The organism is Microbulbifer maximicatervae (SeqCode) (assembly GCF_052467825.1).
This window is the reverse complement of record NZ_CP174327.1, coordinates 2259379-2281986: the sequence shown is the minus strand read 5'-3', so window position 1 is coordinate 2281986 and position 22608 is coordinate 2259379. Positions and strand designations below refer to the sequence as shown.

The window sequence follows — 22608 nt, the reverse complement described above, 5'->3', positions numbered from 1 at the left end:
ATTTATTAGCAACCTCACAAAGAAAATACGTACCGTCATCACGAGAGAACATCTCACGATCAATCACTGAAATGAAAAAACTTATTTTAAAAGGAGGGGAGACAAAAATTTCATTCTGTATGCCGAAATTTCCTTGAACGTATGAGTTTTAATCCCTTTTAAATAAGTACTCACAAACCTAAGTGCTTTTTGCTATTCACGAAGTAGGCTTGTTCTTGTTTCCTCTTCAACGGCGACGCGATACTATAGTATTGAGAATTAATTCTCAATTTTATCGGGAACTTTTCGATCAAAAAAATTTCGCAACACGTAATTGGTAAGAATGTACAAGTTTTTTTCCCTTGAGCGTAGCATTTTCTTCGCTCCAATTTTTTACTTGCTTGCGCCCGCCCCTATCCTGTCTTTCCTGTTTTTTGTAGATTCCAATACAGATCCTCTCCATTTGCAGGAAGTAAGCGCCAACAAACATTCCAAAGTTATCGTTGATAGCTCTAGCAAAAATATACCGCACCCCATACTAAGCGAAGAGGCTCTATTGCGCGGATTAAACTTTTCACACCTGCAGCAAAGCAAAGGGGTAACTGCACTAGAAGAAACTATGGGAAGTGGCTTGTGTGTACTGGACGTCAATAATGATTCTTATCCAGATTTGTTTGCAGTCGGAGGTGGGGGACACACACGTTACTATGGTAAAGAGTCTTGGTGGGCCTCTAGATCTGGGAGCCACTTATATATCAATAATGGTATGGGCTACTTCACAGACAGTACAAATTTACTAAACCTCCCTCAAAATTTAAAGGGTATGGGGTGTAACGCAGCCGATCTTGATAAAGACAGACGTACAGATCTCATACTAACAACCAGGAATGGAATTTATCTTCTTTACAATAGAGATACAGGCTTCGAAACCAAGGTTTTATATCAATCAGAGGAGAGCTGGCCTACCAGCGTCACTATTGCAGATATAAACAATGACGACTTAACAGACATCTATGTGTCCAACTATATAAAATATGATAAAACAGCAAAGCATTTTGAAAGCTTGAGCGGATACCGACAAGCTTCAGACTCCCACTTCCAAGCGAACTTTTACCAAGGGCTCCCTAATCTTTTATTTGTCAACCAGGATGGGGTTAACTTTCAGGAATCAGCTTCCCAGTTCAACTTAGCTGACAATGAGGGAAGGAGCCTTTCAAGTCACTGGTTTTATGCCAATAATGATGAGTTTATTGATCTACTCATAGTTAATGATCTCGGATCAACAACCAAGTTGTATTTGAATGATGACGGGCGCATATTCAAAAAGGCAAATCTCTCGCACAACCTTGATTTACCCAGCGGTACAAGGAGTGCGGCCTTTAACGATATCAACAATGATGGCCATCTTGATATAGCACTTTCCACCATACACAACGAAAACCCTATTATACTTATGGGTAAAGATGGCACCTTTATTAACGCAACTTGGGATAAGATCTTAAACCCAACACATGTAACTGGTATGTCTTCCTTTGGGACAGCCTTGCTGGATGCAAACAATGATGGGCTTATTGATTTAATATTTAGTAACGGCTTCCCCCATCCAGATAGCGATTCTCCATATATTCCACAAGGCCAAAAAAATATATTACTGTTAAATACTGGCTCAAATTTCATTTCAGAAACAGAATATAACACTTCATTTAGTTCTTATTTATCCAGTCGCAGCATCGTAACAGCTGATTTTGACAGTGATGGAGACCATGACTTTGCAGTAAGCAATAACAATGGACCCTTGCAGTTATATATAAACAAAACAAAAAACTCCTCCTGGGTTGGATTTGATTTAAATAAAGCCGAACCACATGACATTGTCAAAATAACTATTGAGACAAATAAGAGAGTCCTTAACAGGTTCCCAAATCCATCTGCATTCCTCGGAAAGAATGAAGACAAAATTATTTTTTCACTTGAAAATGATGAAAGAATCATAAAATCTCTAATTCACTGGAGCGATGACTCCAGCACTGAATTTGTTGGCGTCCAGGGAAATAGCTACCACCAAATCAAAGGCCGGAAAATTATCAAGTCTTACCCTGCAGTAACACCTACTCAAAAAAAGAGGGAACCCGCTCGGTTATTTCTCTGGAAAGTAATCGGGAATGCTACCGACTACTCCAATATAGCAAGCATTTTTAATACGTACTCAACCAAGACAAAAGTAAAAATTCTGGATTCAATCGGATCAAATAGAGATCTTACATACCTACCCATCATACAAGCAGGACTAAAAGATAAATCACCAAATATCGTCATTAAATCAATAGAACTTCTTATTAAACTAGAGAGTGACAATGTATTACATTGGCTCGAACCACTATTTCAGGAGGAAGATCCAAAGCTCCTCTGCGCTCTCGCTAACGGATATCACTATCTCTACCTAGAAGAGGAAGCTGCCATATTAAGGAAGAGCCAGGCTATAACAAAGTTAATAAGACTCTTGGAGCATCATTCACCCAAAGTGCAGGCATGCTCTCTTAATGCATTATCGGAAAGTAAAAGCCCTCGCGCAGTTTATCCCGTCATGCAACTACTTAATAAAACTAATGAAAAGCTTGTAATTAAACATGCTTTACAAGCACTTGGGGAGCTTCGGAGAAGTTATAGCGCATCATCCCTAATAAGGGCCTCAGAAAAAAATATACTTAACCAGGAAATAGATCTAGCCCTGGATAAATCTAAAGGTCGCTTGCAACATATTAACGACCCAACCTCTATTAATTTAACTAAGAATATTTTATCAACCTCACTTGGAAGGGGATCCAAGGCAGTCACCAACTGCCCCAAAATAGACACAACCAAAATAGCTAATATGCATGAAAAACAAATAGCCAGATTATTTAATTCATGCGGAAACTCTCAGGTTTTGCAATGGGCGAAAGATCATATCGAATTTGTAAAATCCAGTTATCCAATATTTCTCGACAATCAAAGCTTGAAAGACTCTGTTTTGCAGTCAATTCTAACGGGGATCTCTTCGACCCCACCCAGCGGCTTCACCGATATACTGAATAAAAAGCTAAGTCAACACTATAGGGTAAAGCCTATCTTACATTCCTTAACCAATTTCCAATTAAATTCGAGCACATACACAATCTTAGAAGAGATATTTATTGATAGAACCAGATCAGTCGAGCTAAGGCTCCTGGCTGGAGATATATTAATCCACAAAAACAGCAAACTCGTTTTAAGCCTGGCTGATGAACTCTTTTATGAAAAGTAATACTTCTCTTTTAAATAAAGAAAGAAAAATATTAAGCATATTTCTGTCAAGCCTAAGCATATGCACAATATCTGGGTTGCTTATATTTTTTGCACCCAAATCATTAACCTTTAATCAAGTTAATATATTGGGACATGTTGCAGTAGGGTTTTCTCTCACAATAGCCATTATTTTTTATGCCATGATCCACTTCAAGCGAACACTTGGCATTCGAAAACCTGCAGTATTAATAAGCGGTATAATTGCAATCACCGCTACTTTTGCGTACATCTACAGTGGCTTACATCTCGCTTATTTTGGCCATACGGAGGCAAACGCAAATATCTCATATTGGCATAAGGTAGGCAGCCTGATTGTTATTCTTCTTATAATCGTACATGTTATCTTCCACAGAATATTGAAGTATCGGGCTCGCCCCAACAATCCAACTGCTCGGACTTACAACTGGGAAACTGCACAAAAATCTACAACGTTAACTGCCATATATTTCATTGCTGTTATTCTATTAACCACTTCTTACTCCTGGCTGAGTCCCACCCCTGAAGCTAAGAATTTTCCAGGGGATTACGAGCTTGCCTATGGGGAGCACCCTTTTCGACCAAGTCAATCGGAGACCTCTAACGGCGGATTTATCCATGAAAAGCAGATAGCCGGTTCGGAGCAATGTGCCCTTTGCCATGAAGATATTACACGACAATGGTATAGCTCGGCTCATAGACAGGCATCTTCTGATCCAACATACGTAACAAATATTTCTCTTCTTTCTGAGAAGAAAGGTATCGCCGCTACAAGGTATTGTGAAGGTTGCCACTCCCCCATTGCCTTACTGACTGGACAACTTACCCCTGGAGGGAAACATGGAGGAATTCCGGGTACGCGTTCGCACTCAGAGGGAATTTCATGCCTCAGTTGCCATGCCATGGCGAATACGGTACACCTTGATGGTGTAGGCAGTTATTTATATAAACCGCCCGAACCTTATCTTTTCGCCTATAGCGACGTGGCTTTTCTCAAAGGAATAAGTAATTACTTAACTAAAATTTCAACGTCACAACATAAGCAGGATCTTGCCCCTGAAGTCATTAGTGAAGCTAAGCAATGCTCTACCTGCCACACACAATTTATGGATAAGGAAATCAATAATTGGGGCTGGGTGAAAATGCAAGATGAATATTCAGCTTGGCTCAATAGCCCGTTTTCTCGACAGCATCAACAAACATTCTCAACAGAAGCTATTTCACGATGTCAAGACTGTCATATGCCCCTAGTTTCATCCACTGACCCGTCTGCCAATACTCAGGGTATGGTGCGTTCTCACCGTTTTATTGCTGCCAATACTATGCTCCCCCTACTATCTGGCGATGTAGAACAACTCGAGCTGACAAAGAAATTCCTGCAGAGTAACAAGTTACGGGTAACTATCGAAAAGCCAAGTCGCAGTGATGCTATTCAGTCAGGGGTAAGCCTTGATGAAAACCTTCGAACACATACTGAAACGCCGGATTATCATTACCTAGGAGAAACAGTTAAGTTAAATGTTCTTATCAATAACATAGGTGTGGGACATGAGTTCCCAGGGGGCACTATTGACCTCAACCAAGCCTGGGTAGAGCTTATCGTTAAAGATTCCAATGGCCAGTCTATATATTCAAGCGGCCAGCTCTCAAATGATGGTTATGTAGATCCCGATGCTCACTTCTACCGCAGTATCCCTGTGGATCGACATGGAAAGCAGGTCTGGAACCACGCACTGTTTAATATGGTAGGCGAGACCTATAAGAATGTAATTGAACCTGGCGGTTCCGATATCGTGGAATATAACTTTAAAATTCCCAACTGGGCGAAAGGACCTCTGGTAATAGATGCAACCGTAAAATATCGAAAACTCAATCAACGATATGCAAAATGGGCCCTAAAAGAGAAATTTCAAGAACTTCCGATTGTTGACATGGCTAGAGACACATTAATTCTAGAGATATTGCACGAGAAGGAAGTCATGTAGCTACCAATCCCCCAGTATAAACTGGGGGATTGAACACTTAAGCTGGGACCCGTTGTTCACCGCGCAATTTAATCACGTCCGCGCGGGGCGGAAGACCAAACATGCGGCTGTATTCACGACTGAAATGAGAGGGGCTCTCATAGCCAACCCGATAGCTGGCGGAAGCCGCTTCCAGCCCCTCAGTCAACATTAGGCGTCGCGCCTCATGTAAGCGCAGCTTTTTCTGGAACTGCAACGGGGACATGCGGGTGATCTGCTTAAAGCTGTGATATAGGGATGACTCACTCATATTGGCCTGGTCGGCCAAGTCACTGATACGCAGCGGTTCTGAGAAGCGGTCTTTTAGCACCTCAATCACCCGGGATACCCGGTTCGCCTGGCTATCTACCATGGCAAACTTGCGCATCCGCGCGCCAATCTCCCCCATCAGGGCGCGATAGATAATCTCACGCCGGGCTAATGGCGCCAGTATCGGGACATCTTTAGGGCTATCCAGCAAGGAGACCAGCCGGTTTAGCGCATCGAGCATACCGTAATCCATTTTGGTCAGGCACAGGCCGCAGCTGACTTCGGGACAGTCGTAGCCAGCCTCCACACCCGGCGCCTTATCACCCAGCTCCATAACCAGGTCTGCCACCTCTTGCGGATCGATCGTTATCTTTACGCCAAGAAACGGAGTATCCAGGGAAGCGTCTTCAACACGTCCCAGGATAGGTAAGTGCACCGAGGTTGCCACATAGCTCAGCGGCATATAGGAAATTTCCCGGTCTCCCAGCTCCAAGGTCTTGCGACCCTGAATAATAAAATTCAGGGACGGCGTATACACCGATGCCGCACAGGCTCCCGGCTCGTTGCAGCGAATCAGGGAGAGGCCACCCAGTACTGTTTCATTTAATCCCTGTTCCGGTGCCTGACGCATCAGGGAGGCAATCAGTTTCTGCCGTATCGACTCTATATCCATAGCGACAGAGTTGAATTCCGCTCTTTTTTCAATGCTCATATGCTCCCCTTGTGCCCGCTAACAATTCCACGACTCAACACGAAGTGGCACAGAGTATACGGAGTTTTAGGCAATTTCCGTGCAGTTTTGCAGGATTGGGCAATTACTGTGCAGTAATAGGTAACCATAACCGATTAACAGCCCTACAGTCGCTGTAATATCTTAATCACTTTTTGCGATAACTAGTTATATATCCAGTTCTTTACACGTCCTCCAGAATGTGATCCTTCCAACCCAAAAGCACGCCTTAAGTAGAAATAGGCAATCAATTAACAGTTCCCGAATACCGCAACCAACTTGGCCACCGCTAGAGTTACGCCCTTACTGGGAGAAGCACCCAATAGCCCTTCCCCCTCCGTAGCAAAGGGAGTACACGCGTAATGGTAAGAAAATTAACGACGGTTTTATTCGGCGTATCTGCACTGGTACTCGCCGGCTGCAACAGTGACGCACCCAGCGGTCAACAACCACCTCCCCCAGCCGTGGAGGTCGCCCAGGTATCTGCAGGAAATACGACATTGTGGCGCAGCTTTACCGGCCGTGTGGCAGCCCCAGAAACCGTTGAACTGCGCCCACGGGTTAGCGGCTATATCGACAAGGTTTCATTTGCCGAGGGAACTCTGGTCAAACAGGGCGATGTCCTGTTCACCATTGACCCCCGCCCTTACCAGGCCCGCGAACGCGCCGCCCGCGCAGACCTGGCTCGGGTTCGCAGCGACCTCTCCTATAGCGAGAAGCAAGCCGGCCGGGCAAAACAGCTACTCAACAGCAAAGCCATCTCCCGCGAGGAATACGATCGGCGTATCGCTTCGAGAGATTCGGCCCGAGCGGCCCTCAGCGCCGCCGAGGCAGCACTGGAAAATGCCCAGTTGGACCTTCAATACACTGAAGTTAAAGCACCAATAAGTGGCCGAGTAAGCCGCGCCCTGGTTACTCAAGGCAATCTCGCCAATGCCGACAGCACCCTGCTGACAACGCTGGTCTCTGTCGACCCAATGTACGTGTATTTCGAAAGTGACGAACAGACTTTTGCTAAGGGCCGCGACTTACTTAATAGCGGGCAAAAACCTGCTGTGCGCGTAGGTCTCGCCGGTGAGCAGGGCTATCCACACAGTGGAGAGTTGGACTTTATTGATAACCGCCTGAACAGCCATACCGGCACTATTCAGTTCCGCGCTGTGGTTAACAACAGGGACGGCTTTTTCAGACCGGGGCAATTTGCTCGGGTGGAAATGCCAATTGAAGAGGTTTCACAGGCAGTTTTAATCAATAGCAAAGCGGTTCTTACCGATCAGGACCGCCGCTATGTTTACATCGTCAACGACAGTAATGTCACCGAAAAGCGCCCCGTGGTCGCTGGCCAGCGCCAAGGTGACCTCGTGGTTATCCGCAGCGGCCTGGAGCCCGGCGAGAAAATTGTGGTGAATGGCCTGCAAAAGATTTTCTTCCCAGGCATGCCGGTCGCACCGGAAATGGTGGCCATGCAGGAGCAGGTAAAGGCGACCCAAGTCGCTGGCCACTAAACAAAGAGCAAGGGGCTTGCCGAAGTGAGCCCATACATTCAGCTAATCCTATCAATGGAATCCGAGCGGCTGACTGAGTCGCTCTCGGAGTAGCAGTATATGAATTTTTCCCGTTTCTTTGTCGACAGACCGATATTTGCATCCGTGTTGTCGATCATTATTTTCGTCGTCGGCCTGATCAGTATTCCCTCACTGCCGGTCAGCGAATACCCGGAAGTGGTACCGCCCAGCGTGCAAGTGAGCGCTCGCTATCCCGGCGCCAACCCCAAGACGATTTCCGAAACCGTCGCCACGCCGCTAGAGGAAGCGATTAACGGCGTAGAGAATATGATCTACATGAAGTCAGTGGCTGGCAGTGATGGCACCCTGACTCTGAACGTGACCTTTGAGTTGGGCACCGACCCGGACCAAGCCCAGGTACAGGTGCAAAACCGGGTGTCCCAGGCCCTGCCGCGCCTACCCGAAGATGTCCGCCTGCAAGGTGTTACTACCCAGAAGCAGTCGCCAAACCTGATGATGGCGGTGCACCTGATTTCACCGGACGATAGCCTCGACGCTACCTATATTCGCAACTACGCCGTACTGCATATTCGCGATGAGCTATCGCGCATTCCCGGCGTGGGTCTCGCCGCCGTATTCGGTTCCGGTGACTACGCCATGCGCTTGTGGGTGGACCCGCAGAAAGCCGCCGCCGTAGGCATTACTGCTGCCGATATTGTCAGTGCCGTGCGCGAGCAGAACGTACAGGTTTCCGCCGGCCAGATCGGCGCCTCCCCCATGCCGAACGGCTCCGACTTCCTGATTTCCATTAACGCCAAAGGCCGCCTGGAAAGTGAAGAGGAGTTTGGCGATGTTGTACTCAAGACCGGCAATAATGGTGAGATCACCCGCCTGCGAGATGTGGCCCGTGTAGAGCTGGCCTCTTCCCAGGACTCCCTGCGCGCCCTGCTCAACGGCCGCCAGGCTGTCGCTATCCCTATTTTCCAATCACCCGGCTCCAACTCACTGGAGGTTTCTGCGGCGGTACGGGAGAAAATGGCTGAACTGGATGACCAGTTCCCTGAAGGCCTCAAGTGGGAAGTCGCTTACGACCCCACGGTTTTTGTTAGCACCTCCATCAGCTCAGTGATCAAGACCCTACTGGAAGCCGTGCTGCTCGTGGTTCTGGTGGTTATCTTGTTCCTGCAAACCTGGCGCGCCTCATTGATCCCACTGTTGGCCGTGCCGGTATCTATTGTCGGCACCTTTGCGGTGCTGTTGATGTTGGGCTTCTCAATCAACACCCTGACCTTGTTCGCTATGGTGCTGGCCATCGGTATTGTGGTGGATGACGCCATTGTGGTGGTGGAAAACGTCGAGCGGAATATCGAGGAGGGACTGACGCCTTTAGCCGCTGCCCACCAGGCCATGCGCGAGGTGAGCGGTCCGATTGTCGCGATCAGCCTGGTGCTCTGCGCGGTGTTTGTGCCCATGGCATTCCTGGACGGCATCACCGGCCAGTTCTACCGCCAGTTTGCCACCACTATTGCCATCGCCACCATTATCTCCGCGATCAACTCTCTGACTCTATCTCCGGCTCTGGCGGCAACTCTGTTGAAGCCTCACGGCGCCAAACCGGATATGCCCGCGCGTATTATTGAGCGTTTGTTCGGCTGGATATTCCGCCCGTTCAACCGCTTCTTCCAGCGCAATTCCGAGCGCTACCAGCGAATCGTGGGTGGCAGCCTCAAGCGTCGCGGTATCGTATTTGGTGTTTACCTGATATTGCTCGGCGGTACTTTTGCCCTGTTCCAACAGGTGCCCGGCGGCTTTATTCCGGTTCAGGATAAGACTTACCTAGTGGGTAGTATCCGCCTGCCGGAAGGTGCCTCCCTGGACCGCACCGAGGAAGTTGCTCGCCGCGTGAGTGAATTGGCCCTGGAAACCGAAGGTGTTGCCAACGCCGCGGCCTTTGTCGGCTTCAATGCCCTGCAAGGTACCAACACCCCCAACGTGGGCACTGTATTTATCCTGTTCGACGATTTCGATGAACGTGAGCGCAGTGCCCAGGAAATCGCTGCGGAGCTAAATGGCAAGATCTCACAGATCAAGGAAGGCTTTGCCATGACCTTTATGCCGCCGCCCATCTTCGGTCTGGGTGCCGGCTCCGGCTACTCCCTCTATGTTCAGGACCGTCGCGGTGCTGGCTACGGTGAGCTGCAAAACGCCACCAATATGTTGGCGGGCGCCCTGAGCCAAGCCAGTGGCCTCAGCTACCCCTTCAGCTCCTACCAGGCCAATGTGCCGCAGATGGACGCGGAAGTGGATCGACTACAGGCCAAGGCTCAAGGTGTGCGCATGGACGACTTGTTCGGCACCCTGCAGCTCTACTTCGGCTCTATGTATATCAACGACTTCAACCTTTTCGGCCGCACCTACCAGGTCGTTGCCCAGGCTGATGCACCCTTCCGCGATGAAGTGCAGGATCTCGATAATCTCTACACCCGCAATATGAATGGGGAGATGGTGCCCATCAGCACCATGGTGACCCTGCGCCAGAGTTACGGACCCGATCCGGTGATCCGTTACAACGGCTATCCGGCAGCCGACCTGATGGGGCAGTCCGATCCCAGCATGCTGTCCTCTTCCGAGGCACTGGCAGCGGTTGAGCAGGTTGCCAGCCAGGCCCTGCCACCGGGCATGCAAATCCAGTGGACCGACCTCAGCTTCCAGCAGGTCAACCAGGGCAATGCCGCTATGGTGGTTTTCCCTCTCGCAGTACTACTGGTATTCCTGGTGCTGGCTGCCCTCTATGAAAGCTGGGTAATGCCACTGGCGGTGATCCTGATCGTGCCCATGTGTCTGCTGGCTGCACTATTCGGTGTCTGGGCTACTGGCGGCGACAACAATGTATTTGTTCAAGTCGGGCTGGTTGTACTGATGGGGCTCGCTTGTAAGAACGCTATTTTAATCGTGGAATTTGCTCGCGAACTGGAAATGGAAGGCAAAGGCACTGTCGAGGCTGCACTGGAAGCCTGCCGCCTGCGTCTGCGCCCGATCATTATGACTTCAGTCGCCTTTATTGCCGGTGTTGTTCCACTGGTATTGGCCGGCGGCGCTGGCGCTGAGGTGCGCAATGCCATGGGCATTACCGTATTTACCGGCATGATCGGTGTAACCCTGTTTGGCCTGTTCCTCACTCCGGTATTTTATGTTGCCCTGCGCAAGATTGCCGGCGGCAAACTATCAGCTGCCCGCACTACAGATAGCCAGGAGAGTAACTTACCTCTGGAGCAAGTAGCTAACACTTAACCCCGCTTAGCCCGAGCGCATAAATGCTATGCGCCCGGGCTTTTTTCTATTTGCGCGTTTCCTTTTTCCAGCGGGCTCTCGGAAATAAAATTACATAAACCCGAATCAATAACCCCATGGGTACACAAAAAATAATAACGATCACCCCCAGAAGGGCTCGCATATAGTCACTGCCCTCTTCGTGTTTCTCAGCGCGATCCCACAGATAAGACTGGTAACAGTGATCCGGCCCATCTATTGGCATCAAGGTGTAATTAATCACCCGCTCCAAAAATCTCCAATAGTGGCGAAAACGGGTTTCCGTCACTCTGGAAAAATACCCACAGCGTGCCGATATTGTTGCATCGGGATTACCACCGGCAATAGCATTTCCCAGCTGATCCACTGCGACAATTACATTTCGCATCCAGCTTCTATTGGCACCCCTCATTATTAAACCTGTTTAAATCGGCATCCCAAAATAAAACGATCCAGTCTTAATTTTTACTCCACTCAGGAAAAAACAATGGAGTCAAAATAAACTGCGTGCCCCCATACCACCATTTCGCACCGACTCAAAAAGCGGCACTAGCGGAAAATTACTTGGTCAGTAGAAACTGTAACTCAACTCAAATGGTGAATAAGGCCCTTCACACCAATCACCGGTGTCCAGTTGATAGCAGTGCACACCCTCGGCAATACAGTTGTCGAGACTTCCCATATAGGGATCACCGGCCAGACAAAAACGCGGGAATGCTGTAAGTTCATCCGGTGGCACCGGAGTGGTTTTGTAGGTGTAGTAAGTTGCCGTGCCGGTTAAGTCATAACCGAAACCGTCAGCCACGCAGCCCGCCAGGGACTGCGCTACAAGAATAAGAAAAAAAACAACGCTAATTTTCATAGGAAATACAACGCCTTCCACCGGAAATGTCAAAACAACGGGCACTGGGTGGACAAATAGAACCCGGCGCCAGCTCCTCAGAATCCCCCGGGCAGCTTGTTGGAGACGCAGGTGCATCTGGCACATGGGAGGAATGAGAAGAGTGAGAAGAGTGAGAAGAGGGATAACCCCGGTATTCCGCATGGCGGGGAATTGGCGGGCTTACGGGATAAACCACTTGATTGCGCGTATCGGGGGTTCCACAACCCTCAAGGAATACACCCATCGACAAGGCAGAAATAAATATCGCAAACTTTTGCATGGTAGCGCTCCGTATCAGCACCGCGCGGACAGAATCCACGCACTTTTAGATCCGGCTATTTCGCAACAGCTCCACACTGGGCTCGGCTACTGTCGTTAGTAAACCCGCAATATAGGGAAAAACCAGGCCATGGAGTCCTGCAAGCTATCTACGCAATCCGCCGCCTCGCATTCGCTTTTGGCGGTAAGGGGTTGTGGGTATTTTGTGTGGTTACTGCCGACTTCCACAAAGCTGGCGCTTTGTCCGGCAGCCTCTGCCTCATAAAAGAAAGGGTCTTCGCCCTCCACTTCGTCCGCAGGCAAAAACAAGCAGCCCTGCATCGCAAATACCGCCACAAGCGGCAACGCGAATTTCCTTGTAGGTCCCATAATCCGACACCTCACATTTTCAGTGCTGCGATGATAGTAGCCTCTCTGTGAGTCTAGCTGCCGAGGCATTAGCAGCCAGCAACCCAGAATCGATTTGCGCGTAAATCATCTTATTGTTGTTTTATGCGGCGAATATTTCATTTCCACTTAAAGGCTAACTTACTTATATGGAATGTAGGGAGCCTCTAAATAACTCCGTAATGCCTCTGCGGGTCTTGAAGGCTGCAGATGTTAGGCGCAGCTCGCCGCGAATGGCCCTAGCCCTTTGCAAGAGCTGCAACGCAGCAGATGCGGCCTTCAAGGCCCGCCCTTTGGGGCTTACAGAGCAATTCACACTCCGCGTTGCGACTTCTTGAAAGGTCTAGACATTCCTGCGAAGCCACGCCTTGATTGTGAACCGCTCTGCATGCCAGAGGCATCACGGAGTTATTCAGAGGCTCCTTAGTCCTGACTATAAAAAAAGCGGCCGATTGGCCGCTTTTTTTTACTGGCTTTAACTCGCTGGCAATTACAGCAACAGTCTGCGCACATCTGCCAGCACGCTGACCAAGTAAGTCATAAAGCGTCCGGCATCTCCGCCATTTACTGCGCGATGATCGTAGGAGAGCGCCAAGGGCAACATTTGGCGAGGCTCAAAGTCCTTGCCGTTCCACACCGGCTTCATCGCCAACTTGGATACTCCGAGGATACCAACTTCCGGAGAATTGACGATCGGGGTAAATCCGGTGCCGCCGATAGCCCCCAAACTGGAAATGGTAAAACAGGCGCCCTGCATCTCGTTGGGCTTCAGCTTGCCATCGCGGGCTTTCAGGGCCATTTCAGTGGCCTCTGCCGCCAGCTCGTACAGGCCTTTCTTATCCACATCGCGGATAACCGGCACCATTAAGCCTTTGGGTGTATCTACTGCCATACCCACATGCACATAGTCCTTGCGCACAATGTGCTCGCCATCGTTGTGCAGGGACACATTAAAGTTGGGCTCTGCACGCAGGGCCGCAGCTACCGCTTTCAGCAGGAAAGGCACTGGAGTGAGCTTCACTCCGCGCTTCTCCGCCTCGGCCTTCATGGACTTGCGGAAGGTTTCCAGCTCTGTGATATCCGCATCGTCAAACTGGGTGACGTGAGGCACATTGAGCCAGTTGCGCGACATGTTGGCTGCGGTGATCTTGTGGATCTTGCTCATCGGCTCCACATTCACCGGGCCAAACTGGCTGAAGTCGATATCCGGCATCTTGGCGATACCGATCCCACCGCCGACACCAACCGCACCGCTCTCAGCTTTCTTCACCTGCTCGCGGATGTAATTGTGCAGATCGTCCTTGGAGACCCGGTTGCGCGGGCCGGTGGGCTTCACCTTATTCAAGGTAACACCCAACTCGCGGGCCAGTTTGCGCACGGCGGGGCCGGCGTAAACCTGGGCTGCTGCGGTGAGGTCGCGCTCCAGCTGATAGTCTTTCTGCGGCACTGCCGGGGGCTCAACAGACGCAGATGCCTGCTGTGGCGCGCTCTCGGCAGGCGCTGTCGCTGCAGGGGCTGCAGCTGTAGCCGCAGGCTCGGCGGCGCCTGCAGCAACTACTTTCAATACGCCCAGGGTGTCACCCGTGGAAACCTTATCGCCTTCTTTTACCGCGATAGAAACTACGGTACCGGCGCTGGGGGAGGGCACATCCATAGAGGCTTTATCGCCTTCCACCACAATCAGGGAGTCCCCCTCTTCAACCGCATCACCGGGCTGCACACTGATCTCGATCACATCAACCGCATCAGCGCCACCCAGATCCGGGATCTGGATCGTTTCTTCTTTCGGCTCGCCGCTCGGCGTCGCCACAGGGGCTTCAGCCACAGGCTCTGCAACGGGTGCAGCTTCTTGCTTGGCGGGGGCCGCAGCGGGCTCCTCTGCCGGCGCTTCCGCCACATCGGTTTCGATTTCCCCAATCACGTCGCCTTCAGAGACCTTATCGCCCTCTTTCACGCTGATGCTGAGGATTTTGCCAGCCACTGGGGCTGGCACATCCATGGAGGCTTTATCGCCCTCCACCACAATCAGTGAATCCTCTTGCGCGACGGTATCGCCGACAGCAACAGAAATTTCAATCACATCCACCTGATCGGCACCACCGAGATCAGGCACTTTAATGACTTGTTTTGCCATAGGAGTTCTGCCTTCTCTTAGCTGATGCGTGGATTAACTTTTTCGGCGTCGATATTGAGCTTCACGATTGCTTCCGCAACCTCTTTCGCATCAATAACGCCCTGCTTGGCCAAGCCGTTCAGTGCGGCGATCACCACGTAGTTGCGATCCACTTCGAAGAAGCGACGCAGCTGCTCGCGGCTGTCACTGCGGCCGAATCCATCGGTACCCAGGGTGGTCAGTTCACCGTCGATAAATTCGCGCAGTGGCTCCACATAGGAACGGATGTAGTCGGTGGAGGCGATAACTGGGGAGGTATTGCCTTCGAACTGCTCAGTGATCCAGGCTTTGCGCGGCTCGGCTTCCGGGTGCAGCATATTCCAGCGCGCCACATCCTGGCCTTCACGGGCCGATTCCACAGCGGAGGTGAGGCTCCAGACATCGGAGGTCACACCGAACTGGTCGGCGAGGATATCCGCCGCTGCCAGTACTTCGCGCAAAATAGTACCGCCACCAATCAGCTGTACATGTTTCTTCGCCGCTTTGCCCTTGGCGCCTTTCTTGACGTTGGACTGCAGCTTGTAGATACCGCGAATAATGCCCTCTTCCACGCCCTGAGGCATTTCCGGCTGCAGGTAGTTTTCGTTCTCGATAGTGATGTAGTAGAAGAGGTTCTTCTGCTCTTCGTACATCTCTTTCAAGCCGCGCTGCATAACTACAGCCAGCTCATAACCGTAAGCCGGATCGTAGCTGCGGCAGTTGGGGATAGTGGAGGACAGTACGTGGCTGTGGCCATCCTGGTGCTGCAGACCCTCACCGTTCAAGGTGGTACGGCCAGCAGTGGCACCGATCAGGAAGCCGCGCGCCTGCATATCGCCAGCGGCCCAGGCCAGGTCGCCGATACGCTGGAAGCCGAACATGGAGTAGTAGATATAGAAAGGCACCATCGGCACGCCGTGGTTGCTGTAGGCAGTAGCCAACGCCATCCAGGTGGACATGGCACCGGCTTCGTTGATGCCCTCTTCCAGCACCTGGCCTTTCTTATCTTCCTTGTAATACATGATCTGGCCGTGATCCACCGGGGTGTAGCGCTGCCCCTGGGAGGAATAGATACCCAGCTGGCGGAACAGGCCTTCCATACCAAAGGTACGGGCTTCATCGGGAACGATCGGCGCAATGTTCTTGCCGATATTCTTGTCTTTTACCAAGGCTGCGATAGCGCGGACAAATGCCATGGTGGTGGAGATTTCGCGCTCACCGGAGCCTTTGGTCAGTGCGCTGAAGGCATCGAGACCGGGAACTTCCAGTTTCGGGCACTCAACCGGGCGACGGGGAACCGGACCGCCCAGGGCCTTGCGGCGCTCCGCCATATATTTCATTTCCGGGCTGTCCGGAGATGGGCGGTAGTAAGGGACCTCTTCCAGCTCTTTATCGGTGAGCGGAATGGCAAAGCGATCGCGGAAACGCTTGAGGGAATCCAGATCCAGCTTCTTCACAGAGTGGGTATCCATCGCCGCTTCACCGGCGGAGCCCAAGCCGTAACCTTTAACGGTCTGGGCCAGGATCACGGTGGGCTGGCCTTTGTGGGCCATCGCCGACGCGTAAGCTGCGTAGACTTTATAGGGGTCGTGGCCGCCGCGATTGAGCTTCATAATCTCATCGTCGGACATATCCTTAACCAGCTCCAGCAGCTCCGGGTATTTGCCGAAGAAGTGCTCGCGGGTATAAGCGCCGCCGTTGGCCTTGAAGTTCTGCATCTCGCCATCGACCACTTCGTCCATGACTTTCTGCAACAGGCCTTTGTCATCTTTCTCCAGCAGCGGATCCCATAGGCGACCCCAGAGTACTTTGACAACATTCCAACCGGCACCGCGGAATACGCCTTCCAGCTCCTGCACGATCTTGCCGTTGCCGCGTACCGGGCCGTCCAGGCGCTGCAGGTTACAGTTAACCACGAACACCAGGTTTTCCAATTGCTCGCGGCCGGCCAGGGAAATTGCGCCCAGGGTTTCCGGCTCGTCACACTCACCGTCACCAAGGAAAGCCCACACTTTGCGATCGCCGCGCGGGGACAGGCCGCGGGCAGACAGGTAGCGCATAATGTGCGCCTGGTAAATCGCCTGGATCGGCCCCAATCCCATGGAAACTGTGGGGAACTGCCAATACTCCGGCATCAGCCAGGGGTGCGGGTAAGAGGACAGGCCATTGCCGTTCACTTCACGGCGGAAGTTGTCCAGCTGCTCTTCATCAAAACGCCCTTCCAGGTAGGAGCGAGCATAAATACCCGGTGCGCTGTGGCCCTGGAAGAAAATCAGGTCGCCGCGCTCTTCACCTTCATTGCCACGGAAGAAGTAGTTAAAGCCCACATCGTAGAGTGTGGCCGCAGAGGAGAAACTGGAGATATGGCCACCGAGGCCATCGTCATTCTGGTTGGCACGTACCACCATCGCCAGGGCATTCCAGCGAATCAGGGAGCGAATGCGGCGCTCCATAAATAAGTCGCCAGGCATACGCTTTTCCGCATTGGGCGGAATGGAGTTGCGATAGGGAGTGGTGATTGCCGCAGGCAATTGTACGCCTACATCGGTAGCGCGGTCAGACAGCTGCTTCAGGAGGAAGGCTGCGCGTTCTTTGCCGCTATAGCGGATAACCGCTTGCAGCGCGTCCAGCCACTCCTGCGTTTCGAGGTTATCGGTATCTTCGTGCATCAAGTGCTCCTCGGCGAATTAGGCGACGTCGAGTCGGTCTATTTCTCAAAAATCGGTACGCGGGCAAACTACAGCGCGAGCAAAAAAAAGCTTCCTTTTTTTCTTGGTTCCGCCAATTCACCAACTTTGTTGGCGTAAATGCAAAGTTTGTGAATCTTTACTCGAATATGACGGTGAGGAAAGCGGCGCAATTGATTGCCGCAAGTGCCTAGTTTGACTGTGATTATTTGTTCCGGGGCCCGCGCAGACTGGCGGACAAAACCCCATCCCCGGTTGTTAGCGGAGGGAATTGTAGTATTACTACAAAAAATTTTCCAGATAGGACGGTTAGTAACAAATAAAACAAAAGAGCAAAACAATTATTTGCCGTTTAGCCGTTTCGCCGGAACATTTAGTGGAATTTTTGAGAAAATGAACTACAAAATCGAGTCTCAAACAAAGACATCAGTCACAGCTGAACCAGCTCCCCACCGGGTTGATATTCAGCGTAGACCAAGTAACGCAGCGGGCCACCAGCCGCCAGGGCATTAAAGGGGTAACAAGTCACCAGCAATAAACCCCGCTCGGCAAAGATCGGCAAACGCTCTCTCTCACTGTCCACAATTCGCATTTCCGCAACCCGATAAGTATGCCAGCGTCCGCGTTTATCCTGCAGGTAAATGGAGGTACCCCGCCTGACACGCTCTAATCCCGCAAAGTGAGTATCCCGGTGTGCGGCAATAACCGTGGTGCGAGACTCGCCGGGATTGCCGGACCCAGCTAAGAGACCAGGACCGAAAGCCAACGCCTGGCCACTACCGCCGCTGAGGACAATTAATGGCGACTGCCCTTCCAACTTTAACTTGGCCACAGGCCAGGTGTCCGCCCAGGGCCAGGGCTTTTGCAGAGCCCCGCCCTGTAGCTGTTCTTCCCAAGCACTATTAATCAACACTTGGGCCAATTCTGCCTTGGCCAGAAGCCAGCTGGCTGAACCCAACTGCCACAACCCCGTTCCCAAGCAAAGCATAAAGAGCAGTGAGCGAGCCACGCTTACACACCTCCCCGTTGCAGAGGAATAGCGCCGCTGGGTTGACGGGGGTCTGGTAAAACCCTGCGCAGGAAGGAGCGCAGGGCTCGGGTCAAGTTGCTGCGCAAGGCCCGACCGCGTTGGAAGATCGCCGCAAACATCAACAATACCGCCGCTGCCAATAACTGCCCGTAGAGACCTGTAGCAGTTTGCGGATAGGCCTGGCGCTGTAGCACTTGCCCTTTAGCCACCATATTGGTGACCGAGCTGCGAGATAACTTCTCTTCAGCGCTGCGCACAACTTCCTCTTCGACTGCAACAAAACTGGTATAGGGGCTGGCAAGTTGATGCCTCAGGGCAATCTGCAAAATCTGTTCGCGCAAAGCCAGCCCCGCATCCGACTGCTCTCCTGACTGAAGCTGCCGGTCCCGCAGAGAATCTATCTTGCTGCGCGCCCAGACACTGCCGATGCCTGAAGTATCGCTACCACTCTCTACTTTCAGAGCGAGTTTGCGCACAAACTGTTTACCTGCCATTCGGCCCCGCAGCTGGATATCTCCCTGCAAGAGATCACCCTGCACCTTGGCCACCAACTGCATAGGCTCACCGTTATAGAGATCCGGGATACGCTTGGGGTAGGCATCCGCGACGACTCCCTGGGGCCAACTGAGTTGCAGGTCTGTAGCCATAGGGTTTTCCAACTTGGCGAACAGAGCCTGCATACGCTCACGAACTTCGGAAATATCACCGATGGTGACGAAAGTACCGCGCCCAAACTGAGCAGCTTTGCGCATAAAGTGGCTATTGGGAGCCGAACCAATACCCACTGTAAACAGCCGGGCGTTATGCAAGGACTGGCTAATTAACTCGAACAGGGCCCGCTCATTGCCCACCGCACCATCTGTAATAAATACGACTTGCTGAACGGTACTGGTGTCGTCCTGCATTTGCTGACCGAATGCCATTCGCAAGGCCGGCGCCATTTCTGTACCCCCCTCCGCATTCAGGTTTTCGATTTCCTGACGCGCACGGCGGATATTCTCCGCGCTCGCCGCTATCGGGCGCGGGAAAAATGCGCGGGTTGTACTGTTAAATTCAATAACGTTAAAGCGATCATTGCTGTGCAGGCGAGACAGTGCCAGGGTAAGGCTCTCCTTCGCCTGGCGAATAGAATTGCCAGACATGGAGCCGGAAGTATCGATCACATAAATCACTTCCCTCGGTAAACGCTGCGCAGAGGTACCGTCGCTGGGTGGCAGCAGCATGACCTGCAGATAAGCACCAGCCTGCTCTTCTACCCCCTCTTGCGCTGTGATTTTCTCGCTAAACAATGCCGCCCGCGGCATAGCAGAAGCGCGCGGCTGCCAATTCAATAAGAAATCCCGATCCATTGCAGCTGTTTCATCGCGCAACTGAATCCGATAGCGACCGTCACCTCGGTTATCAATATCAATCTGGTGATAGGGGCTATCGATTTTTGCTAGCGGCAGTCCGCCATGCAGATCCACCTCGATAGAAATATTATGACTACCCAGTGCCTCTAGCTCCTGCGCTGGCTGCATAAACGGAGTTATCGACGCAGCATCCGGCACTTGATTAGTGGGCAGTGCCCAGCCACTACTCTCTGCCACCAACTCCTGTTCATCGCCGTTCAACGCCTGGGAGGGTATTGGCTTGCCAGGGATATAGCGCGGGGTCAATGTGGTGGGCATGCGCAGTGAAAAAACGCCGCTGTCATAATTAACCGGCTGCAAGTAGCGGATATTAATTTGTACCATCTCATCGGGGGCAATATTGGCCACTTTATTGGTAAACAGGTTCGGGCGCTGCTGCTCGAGAAGAGCTGCACGCTTACCCGCCGCACGAGCAGCCTTATAAATCCTGGAGGCCTCTTTCCGCTCACGCACCTTGCCAACAATACGGCGTTCACCCACCTGAATTTCAAGCCCCACCACCGCAGCTTGCTCAGGCAGTGGTAATGCATAAACTGCTTCCTGCCAGCCGTCGGTGGTATTCTTGAATTGCTGCTGAAGCTCGACTTCCGCTACCAGACCCCGCACGGAAATACTGACCTGACTTTTCAGGTGCACCGCTGGAATATACTTTCCGGACTCATTGCCAGTAAAAAGTAAGTCCCCGCCCTTTACATCGTCCAGAGTAACTACCTCGGTGAACTCCTGCTGGATCGCATCACTCACAGAGGGAAGCTCCTGGGCATTGACCTCTGCCCCGATTGCCGCAATGACTACCGCCAATACCACCACAATAAATAACAGCCAGCGCCCAGCACCACCGGTCCTCTGGCGGCGACGATAGTATTCCTCTGTCGGCAACATCAGATCGTCTTTATGGAACCGCTGCCCAAATAACATCACCCTGTTCACTCACTTACCTCCACTTTTAAATTGGATGTTGAAGTCATTAAACAAGGAGGAGCTGGCGAAAGAAGGTAGGGAATCGGGCGGGAAATGGGAGGAATTATGGCGAAATATGGCGAGGGGCCTTAATACACCTATCGCCTTAATTTAACAGAACCGGGGAAAGGAAGAATACACTGTATTCGTCAGCAAGTTAGACGTGGATACCAATTATCGGGCTACCGGCACCTATCACAGCACACCTTGGGCTCAGTACATTTTTTCTCTGCCCAATAGGAACTTCCTGGCGCAATACCCAAAAGGCGATGCCGTTACGGATCTCACAATAAGACGCTTGGCAGTACCTTCGATCCCCTAATTTATTTTTAGCCTCTTGGAACGCTACCTTCAACGATAGCCTGGTAGCAGACGAGATCTGGTCTACTGGACTGATAAATTAATCGTCCTAGAATCCGCCCGCCACCTCGTTAGTTAGCAAAGGCACTTTCGCTAACTTGGTAACCGTTTAGACCGTTACTTAGGGAGCCTCTGAATAACTCCGTAATGCCTCTGCGGGTCTTGAAGGCTGCAGATGTTAGGCGCAGCTCGCCGTGAATGGCCGTAGCCCTTGGCAAGGGTTGCAACGCAGCAGCTGTGGCCTTCAAGGCCCGCCCTTCGGGGCTTGCAGAGCGATGCACACTCCGCGTTGCGACTTCTTGAAAGGTCTAGACATTCCTGCGAAGCCGCGCCTTGATTGTGAACCGCTCTGCATGCCAGAGATATCATGGAGTTATTCAGAGGCTCCTTAGCTTGCATATCCCTTCACCATTACAGGCCTTTCACACAGACAAACATAGTTAGTTCTAATATCTTTTTATCTAGTTCTTTTAGTTTTTCTGAGAGAGACTTAAACTCTGGATCAGCTTCTTGAATCCCCTTACTCTTCTTTTTTATTTCCTTTATTTCCAATTCAATTTTGAGCAAGAATTGAGATGCGGGCGTCGATGTTTGAGAATGTTTAGGAGAAAAATTCGGACTATCTGCCAACATCTTCTGATAATCTTCAAAATATTCCAACGACTTAGTTAACTGATATGCCTTTTCGCTTAGCGTCTCCATAAGCTTACGCTCTTGTGCTGGTTTACTAGCAGTAATTTCATTCGGAGTTTTGGCCGTGCTTGCCTCTCCCGTCATAGAGGGAGAGCTCTTTGTAAAAGCCTCAGAGGACTCATTCCTTAATTCTGCAAAAGCACTTTCACCATTTTGAGACCGCCCTTCCCTTGGTGCAGTACTTACTATAGTGGGGAGACTGGAGAGACTGGAAGTACGTCTAATATTTAAATTAGGTTCAGGCATTCTATTTATCCTATCTATACCTTAGTGTTTGCATTCAGGAACTATTATATTTATTAATTGAAGACCAAAATACAATTCTCCCGAATGCTATCCGCTTTCAAGCAACCTGTCTTTCAATTTTGACTCTGATTTTTTAGACTTTGGGCAACAATCCAGATAAATAGAAATATTCTCCTACATTCAACTTTAGGAACCTCCAAAAAAATGGTTTCCCAGTGATCTATTCGGTATAGCACAGTTAAGAAATGACTATTTTTTAAAAATCGGATTCCCTACCTATTTATTCCATTTTCACCTCCCTGAAATCTGCATTTTGCAGATTTCAGGGGCACAGGCCTTTCCAAAAACCTTTTTCTGTATTCAACCCTGAAGTGCATCAACCATATTTATTTGGACATCATACAGAACTATAGAGTCGCTAGG

Annotated in this window: 14 protein-coding genes; 4 read left to right on the top strand and 10 right to left on the bottom strand. The window is 50.8% G+C overall.

Annotation, left to right across the window (positions count from 1 at the left end; translation table 11 throughout):
* Positions 1-535: 535 nt before the first annotated feature.
* Together ACJJII_RS10130 and ACJJII_RS10125 are read left to right on the top strand one after the other, a co-directional pair.
* The gene (locus ACJJII_RS10130) at positions 536-3262 is read left to right on the top strand and encodes an FG-GAP-like repeat-containing protein (protein ID WP_444919039.1); all 2727 of its coding nucleotides are present in this window, start codon (positions 536-538) and stop codon (positions 3260-3262) included.
* Positions 3252-5264 carry a multiheme c-type cytochrome gene (locus tag ACJJII_RS10125; protein WP_444919038.1) on the top strand — a complete coding sequence of 671 codons (2013 nt, stop codon included), beginning with the start codon at positions 3252-3254 and terminating at the stop codon, positions 5262-5264. Before ACJJII_RS10130 ends, ACJJII_RS10125 begins: the two co-directional genes overlap by 11 nt.
* Positions 5265-5301: 37 nt before the next feature.
* Here ACJJII_RS10125 and ACJJII_RS10120 read toward each other — a convergent pair whose 3' ends face one another.
* A complete protein-coding gene (locus ACJJII_RS10120) occupies positions 5302-6264 on the bottom strand; it encodes an AraC family transcriptional regulator (protein ID WP_444919037.1) in 963 nt (320 codons plus the stop codon).
* A gap of 380 nt (positions 6265-6644) precedes the next feature.
* Here ACJJII_RS10120 and ACJJII_RS10115 point away from each other — a divergent pair, with 380 nt between their 5' ends.
* Positions 6645-7787, top strand: a complete 1143-nt coding sequence (locus tag ACJJII_RS10115; protein ID WP_282934203.1) for an efflux RND transporter periplasmic adaptor subunit — start codon at positions 6645-6647, stop codon at positions 7785-7787.
* Between the two features lie 99 nt (positions 7788-7886).
* Positions 7887-11078, top strand: coding sequence for an efflux RND transporter permease subunit (locus tag ACJJII_RS10110; RefSeq protein ID WP_282934204.1), 3192 nt, complete (start codon positions 7887-7889; stop codon positions 11076-11078).
* A gap of 46 nt (positions 11079-11124) precedes the next feature.
* On the opposite strand, the gene ACJJII_RS10105 is transcribed toward ACJJII_RS10110, so the two are convergent.
* The 9 genes from ACJJII_RS10105 to ACJJII_RS10065 all read right to left on the bottom strand — a co-directional run bounded on the left by ACJJII_RS10105 (position 11125) and on the right by ACJJII_RS10065 (position 22185).
* Complete coding sequence (locus ACJJII_RS10105) at positions 11125-11484, bottom strand: hypothetical protein (RefSeq protein WP_444892827.1); 360 nt, start codon at positions 11482-11484, stop codon at positions 11125-11127.
* Between the two features lie 180 nt (positions 11485-11664).
* On the bottom strand, positions 11665-11958 hold the full coding sequence (locus tag ACJJII_RS10100; RefSeq protein WP_413664437.1) for a hypothetical protein: 294 nt from the start codon (positions 11956-11958) through the stop codon (positions 11665-11667).
* Positions 11948-12259 (bottom strand): hypothetical protein, encoded by a 312-nt coding sequence (locus ACJJII_RS10095; RefSeq protein WP_444919036.1) that lies wholly within the window; start codon positions 12257-12259, stop codon positions 11948-11950. The genes ACJJII_RS10100 and ACJJII_RS10095 overlap by 11 nt, the downstream gene beginning before the upstream one ends.
* A 95-nt stretch (positions 12260-12354) precedes the next feature.
* Positions 12355-12627, bottom strand: coding sequence for a hypothetical protein (locus ACJJII_RS10090; RefSeq protein ID WP_282934208.1), 273 nt, complete (start codon positions 12625-12627; stop codon positions 12355-12357).
* Between the two features lie 508 nt (positions 12628-13135).
* A complete protein-coding gene (gene aceF / locus ACJJII_RS10085; protein WP_444919035.1) occupies positions 13136-14779 on the bottom strand; it encodes a dihydrolipoyllysine-residue acetyltransferase in 1644 nt (547 codons plus the stop codon).
* A 17-nt stretch (positions 14780-14796) separates the two neighbouring features.
* Positions 14797-17466: a pyruvate dehydrogenase (acetyl-transferring), homodimeric type gene (gene aceE, locus ACJJII_RS10080; RefSeq protein WP_282934210.1), complete on the bottom strand. Its 2670-nt coding sequence runs from the start codon at positions 17464-17466 to the stop codon at positions 14797-14799.
* A 448-nt stretch (positions 17467-17914) separates the two neighbouring features.
* A complete protein-coding gene (locus ACJJII_RS10075; protein WP_444919034.1) occupies positions 17915-18493 on the bottom strand; it encodes a class GN sortase in 579 nt (192 codons plus the stop codon).
* 2 nt (positions 18494-18495) lie between these two features.
* A complete protein-coding gene (locus tag ACJJII_RS10070; protein ID WP_444919033.1) occupies positions 18496-20856 on the bottom strand; it encodes a marine proteobacterial sortase target protein in 2361 nt (786 codons plus the stop codon).
* Between the two features lie 801 nt (positions 20857-21657).
* Positions 21658-22185 carry a hypothetical protein gene (locus tag ACJJII_RS10065; protein WP_444919032.1) on the bottom strand — a complete coding sequence of 176 codons (528 nt, stop codon included), beginning with the start codon at positions 22183-22185 and terminating at the stop codon, positions 21658-21660.
* Positions 22186-22608 lie beyond the last annotated feature (423 nt).